We start from the raw sequence: 22342 nt of genomic DNA on the forward strand, positions 1-22342 counted from the left end.
CCATGCCCGGGCAGAAGCGCGGCTCCGGCTGGCGGAACAGGAGGCGCGGGAGCAACGGTTCCTGACGCTGACCTCGGACGGTGACGGGCGGGTGCGAGTGCGCGGGCTTCTCGACAGCGAGAGCGCCGCAGTCATCACCGCCGCGCTGGACCCGCTGTGCCGTCCCGCCGCCACCCGGACCGAACTGGCAGAGACAGGTGAAACGCGGACGCCGGGGCAGCGACGGGCGGACGCCCTGGTGGACGTGTGCCGCCTGGCGCTGACCGGAGGCAGCCTGCCGGAGCAGAGCGGGGCCCGCCCGCAGCTCGCGGTCACCGCTTCCTATGACGTGCTGCGCGGCGAGCTCGGTCCCGGCCTGCTGGAGGACGGCGAACCGGTGTCGGCCGAGACTGTCCGCCGGCTGGCCTGCGACTCCCGGATCCTGCCATTGATCTTCGGAGGCGAGAGCCAGGTCCTGGACGCTGGGCGTACCCGCCGGCTGGTCAGCGGCGTGCAGCGCCGGGCGCTGATGGTGCGTGACCGCGGATGCACGTTCCCCGGTTGCGACCGGCCGGGACGCTGGTGCGAAGCACACCACATGAACCCCTGGTCCGACGGCGGCAAAACGGACCTGCGGGAGCTGGCGCTGCTCTGCGGGTACCACCACCAGGTCATTCACGGCGATTCGGGCTGGCAGATCAGGCCGGGACCCGAAGGCCGGCCCGAGTTCCTGCCGCCGGCGTCACTGGATCCGCAGCGAGTGCCACGGCAGAACCAATATCACCGGCGGACGTGAGTTCCCCCGTTGATCAGTTCCCGCTGATCAGTCCCCGCTGATCAGTCCCCGCTGATCAGTCCCCCGTTGATCAGGCCACGGAGCTGCGCGGACTAGGCTTACCGGAGTGGCCAAGTACTTCGACGTGCACCCGGACAATCCGCAGCAGCGCAGCATCCATCAGATCGTCGAGTTGATTCGCGGGGACGGTCTGATCGCCTACCCGACCGACTCGTGCTTCGCGCTCGGCTGCCGGATGGGCAACAAGGATGGCCTGGACCGGATCCGCGCCATCCGGCACCTCGACGACCGGCATCACTTCACCCTGATGTGCCACGACTTCGCGCAGCTGGGCCAGTTCGTGCAGATCAACAACTCGCTGTTCCGGGCGGTGAAGGCATCCACGCCGGGGCCGTACACGTTCATCCTGCCTGCCACCAAAGAGGTTCCGCGCCGGCTGCTGCACCCCAAGAAGAAGACCGTGGGGGTACGGATCACCAGTCACGTCACCGCCCAGGCCATTCTCGCCGAACTCGGTGAGCCACTCGTCTCCAGCACGCTGTTGCTGCCCGGCGAGCCGGAGCCGATGACCCAGGGCTGGGAGATCAAGGAAGCGCTCGACCACAGCGTGGATGCGGTCGTCGACTCCGGCGAGTGCGGCACCGAGCCGACCACGGTGATCGACCTGTCCGACGGGGTTCCGGAGATCCTGCGCGTGGGCGCGGGCGACCCGTCCCTGTTCGAGTAGGGCCTGTTCGAGTAGGGCCTGTTCGAGTAGGGCCTGTTCGAGTAGGGCCTGTTCGAGTAGCGGCTGTTCGAGCAGGGCCAGCGCAGACGGCCCTACTTGCCTGCGCCGACCCTATTCGAACAGGTTCAGCGGGACCGCCGCGGCCATCGCCGCCATGCCGGCGTCGCCCGGATGCAGGTGATCACCGCTGTCGTAGGCGGGCAGGATCCGATACGGTGCAGCCGGGTCTCGCATGGCCGCGTCGAAGTCGGCCACCGCGTCGTACTCGCCCGACCTGCGCACCCATGCGTTGAACGCATCGCGTTTCGCGCGGCTCTCCGGGTTGTCGAGACGGCCCCGATAACCGCCGAACGGCAGCAACGTCCCGCCGATCATCTTCAGCCCGGCGGCCCGGCCCCGGCTGATCAGGTCACGGTGCCCGGCGATCAGCTGGTCGATGGTGGGCGGCGTGACGAGCCCGAGGTCGTTCACTCCGAGAAGAACGATCACATGGCTGACCTCGGGCTGAGCCAGCACGTCGCGTTCGAACCGGCGCAGTCCGGACTCCCCGGCCCAGGCGCTGGAACCGGCACGCCCGGTCCGCCCGATCGGTCCGCTGAGCAGACGGTTCCTGCTGATGCCGGTGTTCAGCACGCCACGGTCGATGTTGCCGTCGCGCAACCGGGCGGCCAGCAGATCGGGCCACCGGTGGTTGGCGTTCTCCACGGTTCTGGCGCCCCGCGTGATCGAGTCGCCGAACGCGACGATCGCGGACGTCGACCGGCGAGCGCGGACGCTGACGCCGGAAAGGAAGACGTACGAGGATTGAGCTACCGCTGAGCTGGCCTTGTCCGTCGCAGTCTTGTCCGCCCCAGTCTTGTCCGCCCCAATCTTGTCCGCCCCAGTCTTGTCCGCCCCAGTCTTGTCCACCCCAGTGAGGTTGCCGGGTGCGACCAAGTTCGTCTGGTACGCCAGCGGGGTGACCGTGCCGACCTCGGTGCGCTCCGGCAGGTAGAGGCTGATCACCAGGTCGCCGCCGGGCGGGACGACGAGATCGGCGGAGTCGCTGATCAGCGTGCCGCCGGCCGGGATGATCGCGTCAGGACGACCGGCGAAGGTGAGCGGCTGGCCGGTTCCGGGTACGAGGTCGGTGCTGGCGCCGCTGCCGGCCCGCAGTCCGAGGGTGGCGGCGCCGATGCGTACCGGATGGGCGCCGAACTCGTTGCTGAACCGGACCTGCGGCTGGTCGCCGCCGATGCTGGCGTGGACGACCTGTCGTACCGTCTGGTCGGCCAGGGTGTAGACCTTGCTGACCGGCTGGGCGGTGACCGGGGCAGCCCAGGTGCCGACCCGGGTGGGCGCCCGCAGCGTCGGGTTGCGCTGTCCCGCCGTGCCCGGGGTAGCCGCGAGCACGGCCGCACCGGCGCCACCGAGCAGGAGTGCGCGGCGGGAGGTCGCCCGGGCCGTGTTGAGGAGAAGGTTTTTCCGCTTTATCCCGGTACGCTAAATAATCGATGTCGGCGGAGTCAAGCCGTCTTTCCCGCTGAAGCCACCCGACGGTGCGAAAGTAATCACACCGCCGGGTGGCCGGGTTCTCGCGCCGGCAGGGTTTGTCCAGCTGGCAGGGTTTGTCCAGCTGGCAGGGTTTGTCCAGCTGGCAGGGTTTGTCCAGCCGGCAGGGTTTGTCCAGCCCGCAGAGTTTGTCCAGCCGGCAGAGTTCGTTAGCCGGTCGTGCAGGTCAGATTCTGCACCTGCGCGGCGGCCGTCCCTGAGGCGAGGAACCCGAATGTGACGTGACCGCCAGCCGGGACCGCGGCGTTCCACGTCTCGTTCTTCACGGTCGCCAGCGAACCGCTCGACGTGGCACGCCCGCTCCACGTCTGCGCCAGGGTCTGGTTACCCGGGAACGTCCACGAGACGGTCCAGCCGTTCACCGCGGTGTCCCCGGCGTGAACCATCACCTCGCCCTGGAATCCGCCCGACCAGGCCGACGCCACGGAGTACATCGCGGTGCAACCACCGGTGGGATTCGGCGGGTTCGACGTGCTGGGTGACGGCGGGTTACTGGGCGACGGCGGGTTACTGGGGGACGCCGGGGTGCTCGGGGACGGAGAGGCGGTCCCGCCGTTCCCGATACCGGTCACCTCACCCTTGCCACCGTCGAAGACCACGTCCGAGCAGCCGTAGAACGTCTCCTGGCTGTCCGAGCGGGACCACACCGAGTAGATCAGGTGCCGGCCGGTCTTGCCCGCGGGCAGATTGCCGTTCCAGTAGTAGTGGCCGTCGTCGGTGCCCGGCCCGCCGTTCGCGGGCGGGTTGGTGACCTGGTCGAACGGAGTCGGCTCCAGGTCGCTCCAGGCGAGCGGCTTCGTCGGGTCGTACCCGTCCTTGGTGATGTAGAGGTAGAAGGTGCCCGGGTGCTTGGCCCAGTTGTTGTACTTGAACTGGACGTTCGCCCCGGCGGTCAGGTGGGTCAGCGGCCAGTCGGTGCGGGCCAGGTTGAAACCGGTGAAGTTGTACGGGCCGCCGGTTCCACCACTGCACAACTGGCCGTCCGGCAGGAACCCGCTGACTCGTCCGGCGCCGTCCGAGCGGAGCACGGCGAACCAGTTGTAGAGCGAAGTCACCCCGCTCTGCGCGACCGCGGCGGCGCAGGCAGCGTTCTTCGGCTCGATCGCGCCGGTCTGCGGGTTGCGACCGTCCTGGTAGCAGAACCAGGTACGGCTGCCGGGCACCTGGATGGCGCCGTGTGCCTGCGCCGGGCTCTGCACCGCGAGGATGCCGGCGGCCGCGGCGAACACTGCGACTGCCGCGATTCTGAAGGCTTTTGACGCCAGTCTGGAGGGCTTTGACGCCAGTCTGGAGGGCTTTGACGCCAGCCTGAAGGGCTTTGGCACCAGCCTGAAAGGCTTTGGCACCAGCCTGAAGGGTCTTGGCGCCATTCTGAAGAGTTTCATGATCAGCCCTCCGGGAACAGCCGGGCGTAGTCCGCGTAGCCGGTGGCCACGTCGACCTGAGCCCAGAATCGGTGGTAGTTGAACGTCGGCGCCGGGCCGCCCTTCAGGTACGCGTCGACCTTCCCGAACTCGGGATCGCTGCGATAGAACGAGCGGATGTCGAGGAACGAGACACCCGGCTTGATCACGTCGCCGTTCGGCATCGTGCCGGTCCAGCCCTGCGGGATGTAGATGCCCTGGCCGGTGGTGGCGTTGTAGGCGTCGTCCATCCGGTTGTAGTCCGCACGGGTCTCGGTCACCGAGACGCCCTTGTCGTCCTTGTACGCCCAGATGGCGTCGAGCAGGCCCTTCGCGGCGGTCTTGGCCTGTGCGTTGCCGGACTTGGCGGCGTAGTAGGTGAGCAGCTTGGCGAACGAGCCCGCCACCCCCAGGTCCTCGCCGTGCGCGGTGACCGTCACGTGCAGGTTGGTGTTCGTCTGCGGGTTCGACGCGTTCCAGGTGTTCGGCGCGCCGGTCCACTGCATCTCGGACGGGATCGAGAAGCTGTCCGCCTCGATGGTGGAGTTCGCCAGCGCCCACGGCACCCACTTGTCGAGGACTGCCTTGGCCTTGGCGTTGCCGGTCACGTAGTAGTACTCGGCCAGACGCTCCAGCGACCAGGTCTGCATCCCGAACCAGCGGTTCGACGGCGGGTCTTCATAGACCGGGGCCTCGACGTACGCGAGACCGTAGAACGTCGGCGTGCCGGCCGGCCGCGCCGAGTAGTTGCCGTTCCAGCTGTTCGTCGCGCCACCGGCGATGGCACCCTCGGAGGACTGCAGCCACTGGTAGAACTCGAGCTGCCGGTCCAGGCTGGCCTGCCAGTCCGCCTTCGCGGTCGGTGACTTCGGCGCGAACGCCCCGACGTTGGACAGGATGTAGGCCGCCATCGGGTTCTGGTAACCGAAGTGGCTGGTGCTGGAGCCGATCCGCCACGCCCAGCCGGCGCTGGTGTCGTACGCGCCGCCCCAGGCGTAGTACCAGGACATCAGGTTGCTCGAGGCGTTCTTGCCGGTGCCCGCCGGGCAACTGGTCGACGCGCACCCGGGCTGCTTGAAGTACTTGTCGTAGAACGAGTACCGCAGGTAGTCGCCCATCTTGGCGGCCTTGGCCACGGCGTCCGAGATCTGCGACGCCTTGCCCTGCTGGGTCGCCCAGGTGTACGCCCAGTACGCGGCCTGCACGGCACGCGCGTCGGCGTCCGGCGCGTTGGTGTACTTCCACTGCTTGGCGTACGACGAGTCCTTGGTGAACAGGTCGAGGTAACCGTTGGTGCCACCGTGCGCGAACGTGTCGCAGGACGGTTGCGGCACGGTCTCGAACACCGACTCCTGCGGGCCGCGCTGGAAGGTGTTGATGTAGACGACGCGGGACGTCTCGTCGCCGCAGTGGCCGAAGCCGTACGTGTTGTCGACGTCGAGCAGCCAGTGCATGCCGTAGATGTCGTCGGTGCCGTACGCCGCCTTCAGCTCGGCAGCGAGCGGGTCGGTGCCGACCGAGACGCTCGAGTCCAGCTGTGACGGGTACTGCGACGGCTGCGGATACTCGGCCGCGTACGTCGCCGGCTTCTGCGCGTTGTAGTTGGCGTTGGTCGGCTGGTCCGCGTGCGACGGGATGATGTACTTCTCCATCGTCGCCCAGGCGTTGTTGAACGGTGCCCAGTCGCCGCTGACCTGCCCGTGCTCGGCCTCCAGCCAGAGCCAGTAGCTGAACGCCTCACTGGTGGTCTCGTGGCCGTGGTCGGGCGCCTCGTTGATCAGCGTCTCGATCGAGTGGTAGGGCACGCCCTCGGGGCTGAAGTACCCGTTGGCCGGGTTCTTCAGGTCGTTGTAGAGCTGCGTGAACCGGGCGTCGACCGAGCCCTCCTCGACGACCGTGACACCGAGCTCCGCCGCGGTGTAGCCGTTGGACGTCGCCGCGATCGTGGCGGTCGACCCGGCGGTCGCCGAGGTGGACGCCGCGACAGTGACGGCCTGGCCGGTGTTCCAGTTCGACGGCGTGAAGGTGAGCGTGGCCGGCGTCGCGGTGACCGCGGTGGTGCCGGCACTCCGGGCCACTGCCACGCTGACGTTCGCGGCCGGCGCCTTGCTCAGCGCCAGCTTGAACGAGCCGCTCGCGCCGGGCGAGATCGACAGGGAGGTGGCGTCCGCGACGATCGACGGGGTGGTCGCCGCGTCGACGAAGACCGGCACGTCAGCGGTGCTGCTCTTGACCCCCGCGCCGTCGTACGCGACAGCCTGCAGGTGGTACGCCGCCGACTGGGCGGGCACCCCGTTCCAGGTGTACGCGTAGGGCACCGTGGTGTCCGAACCCAGCAGCAGCCCGTCGTGGTAGAACTCGACCCGGCTGATGGTCTGCCCACTCGCCGCGGTCGCGGTCGCCGCGATCGGGATCGACGCCGGGGCGGTGTACCGGGTGTTCGCCGCCGGGCTGCTGATCTGCACGGTCGGCACGTTCGCGGTCTGGTTGCAGGCGGTGCCGTTGAGGGTGAACGCGGTCGGCACCGGGTTCGCGGAGCCGGTGAACGTGCCGTTGAACCCGGAGCTGATCGTGGCGTTCGTGGCGAGGCTGCCGTTCCAGGACGCGTTGTTCACTGTCACGTGCTGGCCGGTCTGGCTGTAGACGCCGCTCCAGCCCTGCACGGCCTTCTGTCCCGCGTCGGGGAAGTCGAACTCCAGCTTCCAGTTGCTCAGCGGGTCGCCGGTGTTCTTGATCTGGATGTCGCCGGTGAAGCCTCCGGGCCACTGGCTCTGCACCTTGTAGACGACGGTGCACCCTGCCGCGGCGTACGCCGGCGTGCCGGCTACGAGGGCCGCGCCGGCGCCGAGAACGGCGACGCCGGCTATGGCCACTCTTCGCCTGAGGTTCGAGGTGGTCCGGCTGCCCGGGGGTCCGCTGGGTTGGGGTGCACTGGGTTGGGCTGCACCGGGTTGGGCTGCGCTGGGTTGGGCTGCACTGGGTTGGGGTGTGCTGGGTTGGGCTGCACCGGGTTGAGCTGCACTGCGTGGGGATCTAAACCTCACGGGGCAACACCTTCCATCGATGGACGTTCATCTGGGAGCGCTCCCAGCAGCGTGGAACCATGTCATCGCCGTGTCAAGAGCCGGAAACCTCGCGTTGACATGGCGCGAAATGGCGCGCCGGGCGATGCGGGTCGAGAAACCGCCAGGTCGCCCCGAATCGGCTACGGACAGCAACAAAACGCGATCACCGCGCCACCACCGGCATTTACCAGCGCCAACAGCCCCGGTCGCGGTGACAACAGCGCCCGCTTCTACGACACCAGCCGGTTCACCGGCGCGAGATCGGGGAATCCGACCTGTCCATCGGGGACGTCCAGCGGGATGAACAGCTCATCCATGGACAAATCACGGATCAACCGCCTGTGTATCATTCGGCGGAACACGCAGGGCGGCGCCCAGCCAGGACGCCGACCGGCCCGCCGGACCAAAAAGAAGGGCGAGCCACGAGGCGGACACGCGGCGTAACCGCGGACCGACCAAACGGGCGAGCGACACAGGCAGGCCAAACACACGGCCGACACGGGCGATCGGCGAGCCGGCGGAGAACCGCGAAGAGGCGGCGGAGGAGATTGCATGAAGGTTTGCGTTGTCGGAACCGGCTATGTCGGCCTGACCACCGGTGTCAGTCTCGCGTTCCTGGGGCACGAGGTGACCTGCGTCGACCTCGACCAGGCGAAGATCGACATGCTGGCCGCGGGCCGCTGTCCGATCTACGAGCCCGGCATGGAGGACCTGCTCGCCGAGGCCGCGCCGAACCTGACTTTCACCACCTCCTACGCTGACGCGGTTCCCGGCGCCGACGTGGTCTTCGTCGCCGTGCAGACGCCCTCGGCCGCCGACGGGAGCCCGGACCTGCGCTACCTGCGCAGCGCGGCGGAGAGCGTGGCGCAGGCCCTCGACAACGATTTCACCGTCGTGGTGAACAAGTCGACGGTCCCGATCGGCAGCGGCAACTGGGTCGACGCGATCCTGCGGGACTCGTTCAAGCAGCGGGACTCGTTCAAGCAGCGGGACTCGTTCAAGCAGCGGGACAACGGGCCCGAGGGAACCGGCAGCAACACCACCGAGTTCGCGGTCGCCTCGAACCCCGAGTTCCTGCGCGAGGGCAACGCGATCGCCGACACCCTCTTCCCGGACCGCATCGTGATCGGCTCGGACAACCCGCGCAGCCTCGAGGTGCTCAACCGCCTCTACCGCCCGATCATCAACCAGACGTTCACGCCGCCCACGTTCCTGCCGCGCCCCGAGGACGCCAACGCGGTCCCGCTGGTCTCCACCGACCTGGCCTCCGCCGAGCTGATCAAGTACGCGGCCAACGCGTTCCTGGCCCTCAAGATCAGCTACGCGAACGAGATCGGCCAGCTCGCCGCGAAGGTCGGCGCCGACATCACCGAGGTCGCCCGAGGCATGGGCCTGGACCAGCGGATCGGCTCGCGCTTCCTGCAGCCCGGCGTCGGCTGGGGCGGCTCCTGCTTCGGCAAGGACACCAAGGCTCTGATCGCGACCGCCGCCGAGTACAACCTCGAGATGCCGATCGTGAAGGCGGCGCGCGACGTCAACCAGCGGCAGCGTGCCATCGCGGTGGAGCGCCTCCAGGACGAGCTGCGCATCCTCAAGGGTCGCAAGATCGGCCTGCTGGGCCTGGCGTTCAAGCCGAACACCGACGACCTGCGGGACGCGCCGGCGCTGGACATCGCGAACTCGCTGATCGCCCGCGGCGCCCGGGTCAAGCTGCACGACCCGGTGGCGACCGAGCGGTTCCGGATCGAGCAGCCGGAGCTGGCGCCGTACCTGAGTCAGACCATCGACGAGGTCTTCGCCGACTGTGACGCGGTCGTGCTGGTCACCGAGTGGGCCCAGTACCTCGAATTGGACTGGTCGAAGTTCATCGGACTGATGCGCACGCCGATCATCCTGGACGGCCGCCACGTGCTCGACGCGGAACGGATGCGGCGCATCGGGTACAAATACATCGCTGTAGCGGGCTGAGCCACCGGCAGTTACCGACAGGGTCACCAACAAGGTCACCAACAGGGTCACCGGCAAGGTGACCGACAAGCTGACCGACAAGGTGACCAACAAGCCCGCACAAGGTCACCGGCAAGCCGGCACAAACCCCACCGGCAAGCCGGTGCAAACCCACCCACGCACCCCGAACCGCCGCAGCGGCCCAAAGCCACTGCGGCGGTTCCCTTTTGCGGCTACAGCATGTTCCCCCGAAGCCCAGCAAAACCGACTCACCGTCAGGTTTGCGAGGGAAAAATACGGATAAAGACGGATCAAAGAACCACGTTCCGATAGGCTCTTTCGCCAATCTCCTTAACCGGTTAAGGTGCCAGGGCGTCGCAGCGATATCGTTACCGACTCGATCACGACGAAATCATTGCGCAACTTGCTGGTTACCTCTTGACTGTTGGTCAAGAAGCGCTTCGGACGGCGGTGTCGTCACCAGGATCAGGGTGGTCGACGCCGGAGGCGCTCTATATGACATAGGGAGCGGTATGTTCGGTCAACGTGGGAGTTCGCGATCCCGGGTCGCGCTCGCCGGTGCCCTCAGCGTCGGTCTGGCGTTCAGCCTGACCGCCTGCGGCGACAGCGACGATTCCGAGAGCGGTACCACCGACAGTTCGGCAGCAGCGATCGACTGCTCGCCCTACACTTCGTTCGGCGACATCAAGGGCAAGACGGTCACGATCTACACCGGTATCGTGACCCCGGAGGACACCCCTCACAAGGATTCCTACAAGCCTTTCGAGCAGTGCACCGGCGCCACCATCAAGTATGAGGGCGACAAGGCCTTCGAGACCCAGGTCCTGGTTCGCGCCAAGGCCGGCAACCCGCCGGACCTCGCGTTCGTGCCGCAGCCGGGTCTGCTCCAGCAGCTCGTCGCGACCGGCAAGGCGGTCGAGGCTCCGGCCGAGACGGCCGCCAACGTCGACAAGTGGTTCGGCGAGGACTGGAAGGCCTACGGCACGGTCGACGGCAAGTTCTACGCCGCGCCGCTGGGCGCCAACGTGAAGTCCCTGGTGTGGTACTCGCCGCAGGAGTTCAAGGACAAGGGCTACACGGTCCCCACCACCCTGGCGGACCTGCAGGCCCTGACTGACAAGATCGTGACCGACGGTGGCAAGCCGTGGTGCGCCGGCATCAGCTCCGGTGAGGCCACCGGCTGGCCGGTCACCGACTGGGTCGAGGACTTCGTGCTCCGCACCGCGGGCCCGGAGACCTACGACAAGTGGGTCAAGCACGAGATCCCCTTCAACGACCCGGCGATCGCCACGGCGTTCGACGCGGCCGGCAACTACCTGAAGAACGACAAGTACGTCAACGGCGGTCTCGGCGACGTCAAGAGCATCGCCAGCACCACCTTCCAGGACGCGGGTCTCCCGATCCTGGACGGCCAGTGCTCGCTGCACCGCCAGGCCAGCTTCTACGCCGCCAACTTCCCGGCGGAAACGAAGATCGCTGAGGACGGCGACATCTACGCGTTCTACCTCCCGGGCCAGGACGCCACCAGCAAGCCGGTTCTCGGCGGTGGCGAGTTCGTCCTGGCGTTCGCGGACCGTCCGGAGGTCAAGGCCTTCCAGACGTACCTGTCGAGCGACGTGTGGGCGAACACCAAGGCGAAGCTCTCCTCCGGCTGGGTCAGCGCCAACAAGGGCCTCAAGGTGGAGAACCTGAAGAACCCGATCGACCAGCTGTCGGCGACCATTCTGCTCGACCCGAACGCGACCTTCCGCTTCGACGGCTCGGACATGATGCCCGCCGCGGTCGGCTCGAACGCGTTCTGGAAGCAGTCGACGAACTGGATCACCGGCCAGGACACCAAGACGACGGTGGACAACATCGAGAAGGCTTGGCCGCAGTAATGAGCTAGGGAAACATCAGGGCCGGTCGGGCTTTCGCCCGACCGGCCCTACCAGTCTCCCGATCCGTCTCAGTAGCTGGTCAGACTCAGTAGCTGGTCAGACTCAGTAGCTGGTCAGACTCAGTAGCGGGTCAGACTCAGTAGCGGGTCAGTCTCAGTAGCGGGCAGCACCAGCACCACCTTCATCTAGAGTCTTGGTTAATCCGCCCAAGGAGGAACGGGCAGCGTGTTCACCACCGCCTCCACCACCGCCGACAAGCTGTTGCAGATGTTCGCGGCGATCCTTTTGTTCGCCGCCGTCGTCGGGGTGATCCTGTTTATCGCCGGCCGTTTCGCCGGCCGACGCGACCGCGTGGTCGCGTACCTGTACCTGGCTCCCGTCGTGCTGATGCTCGGCGTCGGCCTCCTCTACCCCGGTCTTCGCACCATCTACGAGTCGTTCTTCAACGCCGCAGGTGATGCGTTCATCGGGATCGACAACTACAAGACCATCTTCACCGACTCGGAGCAGCTCATCGTGCTCCGCAACACGGCGTTCTGGGTGCTCCTGACGCCGTTCGTCGCGACCGGCGTGGGCCTGCTCTACGCCATTCTGGTCGACAAGGCACGGATCGAGTCGTTCGCCAAGGCGCTGATCTTCCTGCCCATGTCGATCTCGTTCGTCGCGGCCTCGGTGATCTGGAAGTTCATGTACGAGTACCGCCCCGACCAGGGCAACGTGAGGCAGATCGGCCTGATCAACCAGGTCATCGTCTGGCTCGGCGGCAAGCCGGTTCAGCTGCTGATCGACTCGCCGCTGAACACCTTCCTGCTGATCATCGTGATGATCTGGGTCCAGGCCGGCTTCGCGATGACCGTCCTCTCGGCGGCCATCAAGGCGATCCCGGACGACATCGTGGAGGCCGCCCGCCTCGACGGCGTCACCCCGTGGGGCATGTTCCGCTTCGTGACGCTGCCCGCGATCCGCCCGGCGGTGGTCGTCGTGCTGACCACCATCGCGATCGCCACGCTCAAGGTCTTCGACATCGTGCAGACGATGACCGGTGGCCGCTTCGACACGAGCGTGATCGCCAACGAGTTCTACAGCCAGAGCTTCCGCAGCGCCAACCAGGGTCTCGGCGCCGCGCTCGCGGTCGTGCTGTTCGTCCTCGTGATCCCGATCGTCGTCTACAACATCCGCCAGCTTCGCCGTTCGGAGGCGTGATGACCACCGCGACACCTGTTACCACCACGCCCCCGGTCACCCCGGGAGAAGTCTCCGCCGCCGCGAAGGCGAAGAAGAAGCTCACCTCGCCGTGGGCCTCGCTCGTCGCCCTCGTCATCGCGGTGCTCTGGACGCTGCCGACGTTCGGTCTGCTGGTCTCCTCGTTCCGCCCGGAGCGGGCGATCAAGACGTCCGGCTGGTGGACGTTCTTCTCCGACCCGAAGGTCACGTTCGAGAACTACCAGGCCGTCTTCGACCCGGACGGCATCAACCTGGCCGACTTCTTCCTGAACACGATCGTCATCACGCTGCCCTCGGTGATCATCCCGCTCTGCCTGGCGTCACTCGCGGCGTACGCGTTCGCGTGGATGAACTTCCCGGGCAAGAACGTCCTGTTCATCGCGATCTTCGCCCTGCAGATCGTGCCGCTGCAGGTCACCCTGATCCCGCTGCTGACGCTCTACGTCGACCTGGGCATCGCGAACACCTTCTGGACGCTCTGGCTGTCCCACTCGGCGTTCGCCCTGCCGCTGGCGATCTACATCCTGCACAACTTCATCAAGGAGGTTCCGTCCAGCCTGATCGAGGCGGCACGGATGGACGGCGCCGGCCACGTGGCGATCTTCTTCCGGGTGCTGCTGCCGCTGCTCACCCCGGCCCTCGCCGCGTTCGGCATCTTCCAGTTCCTCTGGGTCTGGAACGACCTGCTGATCTCGCTCACGTTCGCCGGCGCGCCGGAGATCTCCCCGATCACCGTCCAGCTGTCGAACCTGAGCGGCACCCGAGGCACCGCCTGGCACCTGCTCTCCGCCGGCGCGTTCGTCTCGATCATCGTCCCGGTGACGGTGTTCCTGCTGCTCCAGCGCTACTTCGTGCGAGGCCTCCTCGCCGGCAGCGTCAAGGGCTGACAGCCCCGCAACACAGCCCAGCAACACATCCCCGCAACACACCCCCGAAGGCCGCGCCGGCATCACCGGCGCGGCCTTCACCCTTTAAGACGGCCGTCGCCGGTGTGCCCCCACCGGCCCGCTGTCTGACTTTTCTGCGACTTCTTGGCTTGCTTTTGGCGGCTGGCTTGCCGGCCGGCCGGCTGGCTGGCTGGCTTGCTTACGGCTGGCTGCGCGGGCTGTCCGGTGCCAGCGTGTCGATGAATTCGTGCGGCTCGTGCACCTCGGTGGTGCGCCGCGCCTGGTCCGCCTCGGACTTCAGCGTGCTCGCTACGGACGCCCGGTCGGCGTCCGGAATCGCGGCCACGGTGTAGTAGGCCTTCTCCGCGAGAGCGTAGGCCGCCCGGTACTCGTGGACACCGAACGCCTTCTTCGCGAGGCCGAGCAGCCCGTCGGCCGTACGCAAGGCGGTCGTGCCCTTGCCCGCCGGAACCGTGGCGGCCAGCCGGTTGGCGGCCTCCCAGTAGGCGGCGGTCAGGAACCGGTCGCTGTTGTCCCGGTCGAACTGGCTGAAGTCCCAGTTCACGTCGATGTAGCTCATCATCGAGTTGTTCTCGTCGCCGGCGTTGACGAAGAAGAACTCCCCGGCCGGACCGTAGTCGACGCCTGTCGCGCTGTCGTAGCCGTCGTGCGGGTGGCTCATGCCCAGGTGGTGGCCGACCTCGTGGATCTGCGTGGTGGTCAGGCCGTAGCCGCTCTCCACCACCTCCGGCGAGATGAACGAGAAGACGTAACTCTGGTCGCCGGTCACGTAGTCATCGTCGGCGAACCCGAGCGCCGGCACTCCGACGCCCTCACCGACCGCGTAGTTGAACATCGGGATCTCGTAGTCGACCTTGCCCTCGTCGTCGAGCGCCCGGTCCAGGTTCTCCCGGTTGTAGAGGTAGAGGTTCGCGAACGCCGGGTATCCGCTGCCCGGATAGCAGGTCTCGCCGGTGAGCAGACCGAGGTAGCACTGCTCGGCGCGCGCGTCGTAGGGCAGGTCCTGCGAGTCGTAGCTCAACCTGTTGCGCCAGCGCAGCTCGGACAGCTCCGCCTTGAGCAGGCTCGGCGTCACGTACTGCTCGGAGGCGTCGACGCCCGGCCAGCCCTCGTAGGTGTTGTCGTCCAGGTTCAGCGACTTCGGCGGCTCGGGAGTGGGCAACTCCACCGGGTAGAGCGGCGAGGACGTGAAGAGCAGGTTCAGCGCCACGTACCGGGTGATCTTGCCGAGGTCGCCGGCGAGCGCGGCCGGGGAACGGAAGCCGTTCGCCGCGTACTCCCAGATCGGCGGCATCCGGTAGTCGACGACACCGTCGCCGTCGAGGTCCGGGTTGTCGACGTCGTAGTTGCTGGTCCACGACTCGGGACCAGCCGACAGGTCGTGGAACCAGACCCGCCGGGTCGCGCCGAGGCCGGTCTCCTCGTCATCGGCGGTCGTGCCGCCCCAGGCGATCATCTTGCGGGAGTCCCGGTTCACGCCGAAGTCGTACCCGGTGTCCGGATCCGGTTCGCCGGTCTTCGTGTAGACGTGGTGCTGGAAGTCGGAGCGCCCGTACCAGTTGACGAAGAAGACCGTGTTCCGCCGGGTGTCGACGCCCCGCGGCGGGTTGAAGGCGAGCCACTTCTCCACACTCGGCGCATCGATCACGGTGTTGTCCGGGATGTCCAGGACGTTGTTCGCCTGATCGTTGTACTCCTGCTGAAAGGCGGTGAGCGGCGCGGGCTTGGCGAGTTGCTTCAGCTTTCCGAAGAACCGATTCTCGTACGATGAATCGGCATAGCTGACTTTGTAGTCGTATGTGTAGGTGATACCGAGCTTTTCGGTCACCCCGTAGGCGAGCCGGGAGCGCACCACCGGCTCGTAGGACGGCGCCAGCTCGGCCTGGAAGGCGCTCTTGGCGACCTGTGCCGGCTCGTAGCCGACGAAGACGACGTTGACCGGCACCTTCTCGACGAGACGGGGCTGACCGCCAGGGTCCAGGTAGGACAGGTTCGGCTGCTTCCCATGAGCGCCGGCGGGTCCCGCCGATGCCGCTACGAGAGCCGCTACGAGAGCTATCACGAACGGGCTTCTCCTTCTCATGTGGACACGCTGCCATCAACCTCCACCGATGTGAAGGGGTCGGCGAGGTCCGGGGCCCTATCCGCTCGATATTCGAGAGCGGCCTATGTGTTGCGGCAACGTGCCGAGCGAACCGGGGCGTACCCGCGGCCGCTCGGCAGCGCCGCCCGCGCCGGAAAACCGGCGTCCTTGTGGGGTCAAGGGGTCACGGATGGCGGTGGTCGCCACCGCATCCGGCTTTCCGGTCGCGGGGTCTCACACATCCGCTGTGCGTTTCGCGGTGGAACATGAGCTCCCGGGTCTTCACCGACCGGCGTGCCCGGCGCCAGCGGATCAGCAGGGCCAGAGCGGCGGGCCACGCCGCGAGCACCAGCAGACCCGCCCACCAGGGCAGTGGGAAGTAGCCGGCGGACGGCGCATAGTGCGCGACCACCTGCGGGTACTGCACGACCGTCTGAAGTGCCGCGAATCCAGCAGCGGGAGTGATGCGCAGCAACCACTGCGCGAACGGGTCCGGCAACAGCGGCACCGACGTCACGACATAGGGCAGCACGATCAGCAGCGACGAGCCCCGAACCGCCGCCCACCGTCGCCGCAGCAGCTGGCGCAGCTGAACGGTCATGACCGCGCACAGTGCGAAAGCCACCCCGGCCCCCACTGCCACCCGCGGCACCGGAACGACGACACCGACCGCGATGGCAGGGACCGCGACGGCTAGCGCGACGATGCTCCTCTTTCTCATGCCGTCGGTTCTACGCACCCCGGCATGACACCAGCCGAAGCGTTCCTGTCATGCCGTTGTTAAGTCCCGCCGGGCATGCTGTGCACATGTTCGGGCTTCGCCGCGGGACCGTGAGCGCACGGTTCACCATCCTTTACGCCAGTGTCTTCCTGGGCTCCGGCGCCACGCTGCTGGCGCTGGCCTTCCTGCTCTCCGGCAGCCAGGTCACCAGCGTCGCCCCCGTCGGCGCCGGCCCGGCAGCCACCGTCCAGCAAGACCGTCAGCTGATGACGAGCTCGGCGACCGCGCTGTTCATGATGGCGCTGGTCTCGCTGGTAATGGGCCGCGTCCTGGCCGGGCGCGTGTTGCGGCCCCTGCGGTCCATCACCTCCGCCACCCAGCGCATCACGGCGGAGAGTCTCGATCGCCGGCTGGCCGTCGCTGGGCCGGCCGACGAGGTCAAAGCACTCGCGGACACCATCGACGACCTGCTGGGCCGGCTGGAGGCGTCGTTCGGCGCACAGCGCCGGTTCGTCGCCAACGCCTCGCACGAGTTGCGGACTCCGCTGGCGACGATGCGCGCCGCCCTCGACGTCGCGGTTGCCAAGCCGAATCCCGCGCCGTCGACCGTGGCGCTCGCCGCCCGGCTGCGCGGCCAGCTGGACCGGGTCGACCACCTGCTCGACGGGTTTCTCGTGCTCACCAGGGCCCAACACGGCATCCTCGCCGACGCGGAGACCGTGGATCTGGGCGCCCTGATCACCACGGCCTTGCGGCAGCGGGCTCCCGAGATAGACGCCAAGCGGCTGACGGTCACCGCCGAGGTTTCACCGCACGCCGGCAACCGGGTATCCGACCCGGTTGACGGCGAGGATGCCATCACCACACGCGGCAGTCCCGCTCTGCTCGCCCGCCTGGTGGAGAACGTGGTGGACAACGCGGTGCGGCACAACCACGACCACGGCTGGATAACCATCACCGCGGTGCCGGGGCCGGACGAGATCGTGCTGACCGTCGAGACCGGTGGCCCACCGCTCGACCAGCGCGACGTCGACCGGCTGGCGCAGCCGTTCGAGCGTCTCCGACCCGCCGGCGCGGCCGACACAGGCCCTGGCCTACCGGGCACGGAGCGAGTCGTCGCCGAGCGGGCCGGGAGCTCGTCCGGTCTGGGACTGTCCATTGTCGCGGCCGTTGCCACGGCGCACGGTGGCCGGCTGCACCTGGCCGCCCGTTCCGGCGGTGGACTGCGCGTCACGGTCACTCTGGCGGCGGTCTCATGAGGGTGCTCGTCGTCGAGGACGATCACGCGCTCGCCGAAGTCGTCGCGGAAGGGCTCACCGACAGCGGGATGGCTGTTGACGTCGCCCACGACGGGCTGGCCGCGGCGGCGAAACTTGACCTCGCACCCTACGACGTCGTCGTGCTCGATCGGGACCTCCCCGGACTGCCCGGTGACACGCTGTGCTTGCAGATCACCGAGCGCACGGACCGGCCGATGGTGCTGATGCTGACGGCCGCGAGCGCGCCCGGCGACCGGGTCAGCGGGCTCACCGTGGGCGCTGACGACTACCTGTCCAAGCCGTTCCACTTTCCCGAGCTCATCCTCCGGATCCAGGCTCTCGCCCGCCGCCGGCCCGACGTGCGCCCGCGGGTGTTGCGCGTGGCCGGGATCGAGCTGGATCCGGTGCGCCGCACGGCGGTCCGGGACGGGCGGAACCTCGGTCTCTCGGTCAAGGAATTCGCGGTGCTGGAGGAGTTGCTGCGGGCCAGTCCGGGGTTCATCAGCGCGGAGGTCCTGCTGGAGAAGGTCTGGGACGAGAACGCCGACCAGTTCACCAACACGGTCGCGGTGACGATCGGCCGGGTGCGCCGCAAGCTCGGCGACCCACCGCTGGTGTCCACACTGCCCGGTGTCGGATACCGCGTCGCCTGACACCGCCAAACCACGAGGGGGAACGACACAGCAGCGGCACGCCGCACCCGACACGAACCGCACGCGGCCGTCGCAGGCCGCACGCCCACCCGGCGCGGGCGGCACACGAGCGACCCAGGCCGCACGCCCACCCGGCGCGGGCGGCACACGAGCGACCCAGGCCGCACGCCGGCGGGGTCTCGGCTGCCCGGGGCCAGGACTTTCACGTTTTATTAACGCCTGGGCGCGAGCATCCGCCGCTTCCCGCGGGCAATGATCTTGGGGAGGCGGGGGAAGGACAGGCATGACCACGGTACGGGGATGGATGCTCGAAGGGCTCGACGAGCGGTCCGAGGACCAGCACTCCGAGAAGCCGCACTCCGAGAAGCCGCACAGCTGGTGGAAGGTCATGTGCCTCACCGGCGTGGACTACTTCTCCACGCTGGGGTACCAGCCCGGCATCGCCGCGCTCGCTGCCGGCGTGCTGTCGCCGCTGGCCACGCTCGTGCTCGTGCTCGTCACACTGCTCGGCGCGCTGCCGGTGTACCGGCGCGTGGCGGCGGACAGCCCGCACGGCGAGGGGTCGATCGCCATGCTGGTGCGGCTGCTGTCGTTCTGGAAGGGCAAGCTGTTCGTCCTGGTGCTGCTCGGGTTCGCGGCGACCGACTTCATCATCACGATCACGTTGTCGGCCGCCGACGCCACCGCGCACATCGACGAGAACCCGTTCTGGCCGGAGTCGCTGCGGGACCAGCACGTACTCGTGACGCTGCTGCTGATCGCGCTGCTCGGCGCCGTGTTCCTGAAAGGGTTCACCGAGGCCATCGGTATCGCGGTCGCGCTGGTCGGCGTCTACCTCACGCTCAACGTCGTGGTGATCGGTGACGCGTTGTGGGAGGTGGTCACCCACCCGCACGTGGTCACCGACTGGACGCACGCGATGACCACGTCGCACGGCAGCCCGCTCGCCATGGTCGGTATCGCGCTGCTGGTCTTCCCGAAACTCGCGCTCGGCCTGTCCGGCTTCGAGACCGGCGTCGCGGTCATGCCGCACATCAAGGGTGACCTGCGGGAGCGTATCCGGGGTGGCAAGCGGCTGCTGACCACGGCCGCTGCCATCATGAGCGTGTTCCTGCTGACCAGCAGCGTCGCCACGACGGTGCTGATCCCGGCGGCGGAGTTCGAGCCGGGCGGTGAGGCGAACGGGCGGGCCCTCGCCTATCTCGCGCACCAGAATCTGGGCAACGTGTTCGGCAGCGTCTACGACATCTCCACGATCGCGATTCTCTGGTTCGCCGGCGCGTCAGCGATGGCCGGGCTGCTCAACCTGGTTCCGCGCTACCTGCCGAAGTTCGGCATGGCGCCGTCGTGGGCGCGGGCAGTGCGGCCGCTCGTGCTGGTCTTCACCGGCGCGGCGTTTCTGATCACGTGGATCTTCGACGCGGATGTGGACGCGCAGGGCGGCGCGTACGCGACGGGTGTGCTCGTGCTGATCACCTCGGCCGCGACGGCCGTGACCCTCTCCGCCCACCATCGGGGGCAGCGGAAGCGGACCTGGGCTTTCGGCGTGATCACCGTGATCTTCACGTACACCACGGTGACGAACGTGATCGAGCGGCCGGACGGTGTGAAGATCGCGGCCTGTTTCATCGCGGCGATTCTCGTGGTGTCGCTGCTGTCCCGGGTGTTCCGGGCGTTCGAGCTGCGGGTCACGTCGATCGACGCCGACCCGGTGGCCGAGCGGTTCCTCGCCGAGGCGGGCAACCGGCAGATCCGGCTGATCGCGAACGAGCCGGAGGAGCGGGACGCCCGGGAGTACTCCGCGAAACTGACCCAGATCATCGCCGACAACGACATGACGGATCAGCGTGACGTGCTTTTCGTCGAGGTCACCGTGCGGGACGCGTCTGACTTCGAAACCGAGTTGCACGTACGCGGTGAGCTGCGGCACGGGCGCTACCGGGTGCTGACCATGGAGAGTTCGTCGGTGCCGAGCGCCCTGGCGGCGCTACTGCTCTGGGTGCGCGACACCACGCACCGGCGGCCGCACATCTACTTCGAGTGGACCGAGGGCAATCCGGTGGCGAACTTCGCCCGCTATCTGATCTTCGGTCAGGGCGAGGTGGCGCCGGTGACGCGCGAGATCATCCGGCAGGCCGAGCCAGACCGCAGACGCCGGCCCCACATCCACGTGGGCTGACGAACGCGGGCTGACGAACGCGGGCTGCCGAACGCGAGCTGCCGAACGCGAGCTGCCGAACGCGGGCTGCCGAACGCGGGCTGCCGAAAAACATCAGGAGGGAACCGGGCCGCGATCAACGAAACTGAACGTCGAGAGTGGATCGCCGTCGCCCACCTCCTCCACGAACATCGCCTCGCGAGCCGAGCTCCATTGCACGTACCCATAAGCGTCGTTGTAGATCCAGTAGGTGGGCCGTCCCCGGTCGTCGGTCTTCTCCGTCTTCGCCAACGAGAACACGGTGGCCTTGGTGGGGGTGCAATCGGCGGCGACCAGCTGCGATCCCTCGTCCGGGATGATCTTCACGCCGATGCAGCGTTCGGCGGCGGGGTCCTGCATGGACCGGATCATGTAGTCGACGCCGAGTGACTCCAGCACGAACAGGGACTTGGTGCCCGTACCGTCGCCGGCCTGGACCTCCAAGTCGTGCTGTTCAAGGGCGAGATCGCGGTTGATCTCGGCCACGTGGATCAGGGTCTGCCGATTGCCGCGCATGATCGCTGCCAGCTTCTCCGCGGCGGTCGCCGGGTCGGCCGCGCCCGGCGCCGAGGCTCCCGGTGCGGCGGGATCCGGAGATCCGAGGTCTGGAGATGTGAGGCCCGGTGAGGTGTTCGAGCCGGGCTGCGACGAACCGGCGTCCGCGGCTAGGTCCGCGGCGGTACCGCCGGTCAGATATCGCAGACCGGCGCCGAGCCCTCCGGCCAGCAGGGCGGCGACGACGGCCAGCGCGACGGCGACACGCCGCCGCGACCGGCGCGGAGCGATCGCGACGTCATCTCCCGGAGCCGGCGGCGGGCCACCCGACAACGAGGGAACCGCGGCACCCGGCGCGAAAGCCACCGCCCCGCCAGCGCCTGCCCCGCCAGCGGACGCCGGACCGACGGACGCCGGACCGACGGACGAGGAAGACGCCGAGGACGCGGGCGCGGCGGACCCGAGCGAGGACGCGGACGGCGAAGATCCGGGTGAGATGGACGCGGGTGAGATGGACGCGGGTGAGATGGACGCGGGCGCGGAGGACGCCAGCAGTAGGTCCAGCAACTCCCGGGCGCTGGGCCGCTCCACCGGATCCTTGGCGAGCGCCCTCTCCACCACCGGGACCAGCGCATCCGGCACGCCGCTCAGATCCGGCTGCTGGGTGAGGATCCGCATCGCGGTGGCCGCCGCCGACTCGGCCGCGAACGGGGTCCGGCCGGTGGCCGCGTACACGACCACGGCGCCCCAGGCGAAGATGTCCGCCGCGGCGGTGACCGGGCGCCCGTCGACGGGGTCGAAGCGTTCCGGCGCCATGTACGCGACGGTGCCGACCATCTGGTCGGTACGCGTGTGCTGGCTCGTCGCCTCGAAGGCGCGGGCGATGCCGAAATCGATCACCTTGATGCCGCCGCGGGCGAAGAGCACGTTGCCCGGTTTCAGGTCGCGGTGGATCACGCCGGCGCCGTGGATGGCGGTGAGTGCCGTGGCCACGCCGACGGCGACGCTCTGCAGCGCCGCCCCGGTGAGTGGTCCCCGGTCCCGGACCTCGGCGGCCAGGCTGGGCCCGTCGACGTACTCGACGACGAGGTACGGCGGCTCGTGATCGGGGTCAGCGTCGAGCACCTCGGCGGTGGAGAACGGCGGCACCTGCTGGGCCCGGTTCACCTCGCTGCGGAAACGTCCCCGGAACTCGGCCTCGGCGGCGTACTCCGGGCGCACCGTCTTGATCGCCACCGGCCGCCCGTCCGGGTCCCGGCCGAGGAAGACGGTTCCCATGCCGCCCTCGCCGAGCCGGCCGACGAGCTCGTACCGGCCGAGCCGGGCCGCATCGTGAGGCCGTAGCGGCATGCTCATGTGACGTTCTCCCCCTCTGCCGCCGCGCGGGCGCCGCAGCCGGGGATTCTACTCAGACGGATCTTCGTGCGGCCTCG

Annotated in this window: 15 protein-coding genes; 9 read left to right on the forward strand and 6 right to left on the reverse strand. The window is 68.1% G+C overall.

Features of this window, described 5'->3' with window-relative positions; translation table 11 throughout:
• On the forward strand, nt 1–775 hold a 775-nt coding region (locus AB0F72_RS31955; protein WP_360439063.1), incomplete at its 5' end, for a DUF222 domain-containing protein.
• Nucleotides 776–881: 106 nt separating this feature from the next.
• Nucleotides 882–1502: an L-threonylcarbamoyladenylate synthase gene (locus tag AB0F72_RS31960; protein WP_360439066.1), complete on the forward strand. Its 621-nt coding sequence runs from the start codon at nt 882–884 to the stop codon at nt 1500–1502.
• A gap of 111 nt (nt 1503–1613) precedes the next feature.
• On the opposite strand, the gene AB0F72_RS31965 is transcribed toward AB0F72_RS31960, so the two are convergent.
• The 3 genes from AB0F72_RS31965 to AB0F72_RS31975 form a co-directional block, all read right to left on the reverse strand.
• Nucleotides 1614–2894 (reverse strand): GDSL-type esterase/lipase family protein, encoded by a 1281-nt coding sequence (locus AB0F72_RS31965; protein WP_360439069.1) that lies wholly within the window; start codon nt 2892–2894, stop codon nt 1614–1616.
• Nucleotides 2895–3202: 308 nt separating this feature from the next.
• Entirely contained in the window at nt 3203–4282 is a 1080-nt protein-coding gene (locus AB0F72_RS31970; protein WP_360439072.1) for a lytic polysaccharide monooxygenase, read from the reverse strand.
• A 158-nt stretch (nt 4283–4440) separates the two neighbouring features.
• On the reverse strand, nt 4441–7329 hold the full coding sequence (locus AB0F72_RS31975; protein ID WP_360439075.1) for a glycoside hydrolase family 48 protein: 2889 nt from the start codon (nt 7327–7329) through the stop codon (nt 4441–4443).
• A gap of 744 nt (nt 7330–8073) precedes the next feature.
• On the opposite strand from AB0F72_RS31975, the gene AB0F72_RS31980 reads away from it, so the two are divergent.
• From AB0F72_RS31980 to AB0F72_RS31995, 4 genes are all read left to right on the forward strand, one after another.
• Nucleotides 8074–9489 carry a UDP-glucose/GDP-mannose dehydrogenase family protein gene (locus tag AB0F72_RS31980; protein WP_360439078.1) on the forward strand — a complete coding sequence of 472 codons (1416 nt, stop codon included), beginning with the start codon at nt 8074–8076 and terminating at the stop codon, nt 9487–9489.
• Between the two features lie 512 nt (nt 9490–10001).
• Nucleotides 10002–11369 (forward strand): ABC transporter substrate-binding protein, encoded by a 1368-nt coding sequence (locus AB0F72_RS31985; RefSeq protein WP_360439081.1) that lies wholly within the window; start codon nt 10002–10004, stop codon nt 11367–11369.
• 267 nt (nt 11370–11636) lie between these two features.
• Nucleotides 11637–12572 carry a sugar ABC transporter permease gene (locus AB0F72_RS31990; protein WP_360439167.1) on the forward strand — a complete coding sequence of 312 codons (936 nt, stop codon included), beginning with the start codon at nt 11637–11639 and terminating at the stop codon, nt 12570–12572.
• Nucleotides 12572–13480, forward strand: coding sequence for a carbohydrate ABC transporter permease (locus AB0F72_RS31995; RefSeq protein WP_360439084.1), 909 nt, complete (start codon nt 12572–12574; stop codon nt 13478–13480). Before AB0F72_RS31990 ends, AB0F72_RS31995 begins: the two co-directional genes overlap by 1 nt.
• 199 nt (nt 13481–13679) lie before the next feature.
• Here AB0F72_RS31995 and AB0F72_RS32000 read toward each other — a convergent pair whose 3' ends face one another.
• Nucleotides 13680–15563, reverse strand: a complete 1884-nt coding sequence (locus AB0F72_RS32000) for a hypothetical protein (protein ID WP_360439087.1) — start codon at nt 15561–15563, stop codon at nt 13680–13682.
• A gap of 205 nt (nt 15564–15768) precedes the next feature.
• Nucleotides 15769–16305 carry a hypothetical protein gene (locus AB0F72_RS32005; RefSeq protein WP_360439090.1) on the reverse strand — a complete coding sequence of 179 codons (537 nt, stop codon included), beginning with the start codon at nt 16303–16305 and terminating at the stop codon, nt 15769–15771.
• A gap of 86 nt (nt 16306–16391) precedes the next feature.
• Between AB0F72_RS32005 and AB0F72_RS32010 the strand changes: the two genes are divergently transcribed.
• The 3 genes from AB0F72_RS32010 (at nt 16392) to AB0F72_RS32020 (ending at nt 20396) form a co-directional block, all read left to right on the forward strand.
• The gene (locus AB0F72_RS32010) at nt 16392–17564 is read left to right on the forward strand and encodes a HAMP domain-containing sensor histidine kinase (RefSeq protein WP_360439093.1); all 1173 of its coding nucleotides are present in this window, start codon (nt 16392–16394) and stop codon (nt 17562–17564) included.
• The gene (locus tag AB0F72_RS32015) at nt 17561–18217 is read left to right on the forward strand and encodes a response regulator transcription factor (protein ID WP_360439096.1); all 657 of its coding nucleotides are present in this window, start codon (nt 17561–17563) and stop codon (nt 18215–18217) included. The genes AB0F72_RS32010 and AB0F72_RS32015 overlap by 4 nt, the downstream gene beginning before the upstream one ends.
• A 283-nt stretch (nt 18218–18500) precedes the next feature.
• Nucleotides 18501–20396: an amino acid transporter gene (locus AB0F72_RS32020; protein ID WP_360439099.1), complete on the forward strand. Its 1896-nt coding sequence runs from the start codon at nt 18501–18503 to the stop codon at nt 20394–20396.
• A 93-nt stretch (nt 20397–20489) separates the two neighbouring features.
• On the opposite strand, the gene AB0F72_RS32025 is transcribed toward AB0F72_RS32020, so the two are convergent.
• Nucleotides 20490–22265, reverse strand: coding sequence for a serine/threonine-protein kinase (locus tag AB0F72_RS32025; protein WP_360439102.1), 1776 nt, complete (start codon nt 22263–22265; stop codon nt 20490–20492).
• Nucleotides 22266–22342: the final 77 nt, after the last annotated feature.

This window comes from Actinoplanes sp. NPDC023936 (assembly GCF_040639325.1).
GTDB lineage: Bacteria > Actinomycetota > Actinomycetes > Mycobacteriales > Micromonosporaceae > Actinoplanes.

Bases quoted from the DNA above. Each gene is read 5' to 3' on its own strand.
- AB0F72_RS31980 (WP_360439078.1), top strand. From the start codon at position 8,074: ATGAAGGTTTGCGTTGTCGGAACCGGCTATGTCGGCCTGACCACCGGT.
- AB0F72_RS31985 (WP_360439081.1), top strand. From the start codon at position 10,002: ATGTTCGGTCAACGTGGGAGTTCGCGATCCCGGGTCGCGCTCGCCGGT.
- AB0F72_RS31990 (WP_360439167.1), top strand. From the start codon at position 11,637: ATGTTCGCGGCGATCCTTTTGTTCGCCGCCGTCGTCGGGGTGATCCTG.
- AB0F72_RS31995 (WP_360439084.1), top strand. From the start codon at position 12,572: ATGACCACCGCGACACCTGTTACCACCACGCCCCCGGTCACCCCGGGA.
- AB0F72_RS32005 (WP_360439090.1), bottom strand. From the start codon at position 16,305: ATGAGAAAGAGGAGCATCGTCGCGCTAGCCGTCGCGGTCCCTGCCATC.
- AB0F72_RS32010 (WP_360439093.1), top strand. From the start codon at position 16,392: ATGTTCGGGCTTCGCCGCGGGACCGTGAGCGCACGGTTCACCATCCTT.
- AB0F72_RS32015 (WP_360439096.1), top strand. From the start codon at position 17,561: ATGAGGGTGCTCGTCGTCGAGGACGATCACGCGCTCGCCGAAGTCGTC.
- AB0F72_RS32020 (WP_360439099.1), top strand. From the start codon at position 18,501: ATGACCACGGTACGGGGATGGATGCTCGAAGGGCTCGACGAGCGGTCC.
- AB0F72_RS32025 (WP_360439102.1), bottom strand. From the start codon at position 22,265: ATGAGCATGCCGCTACGGCCTCACGATGCGGCCCGGCTCGGCCGGTAC.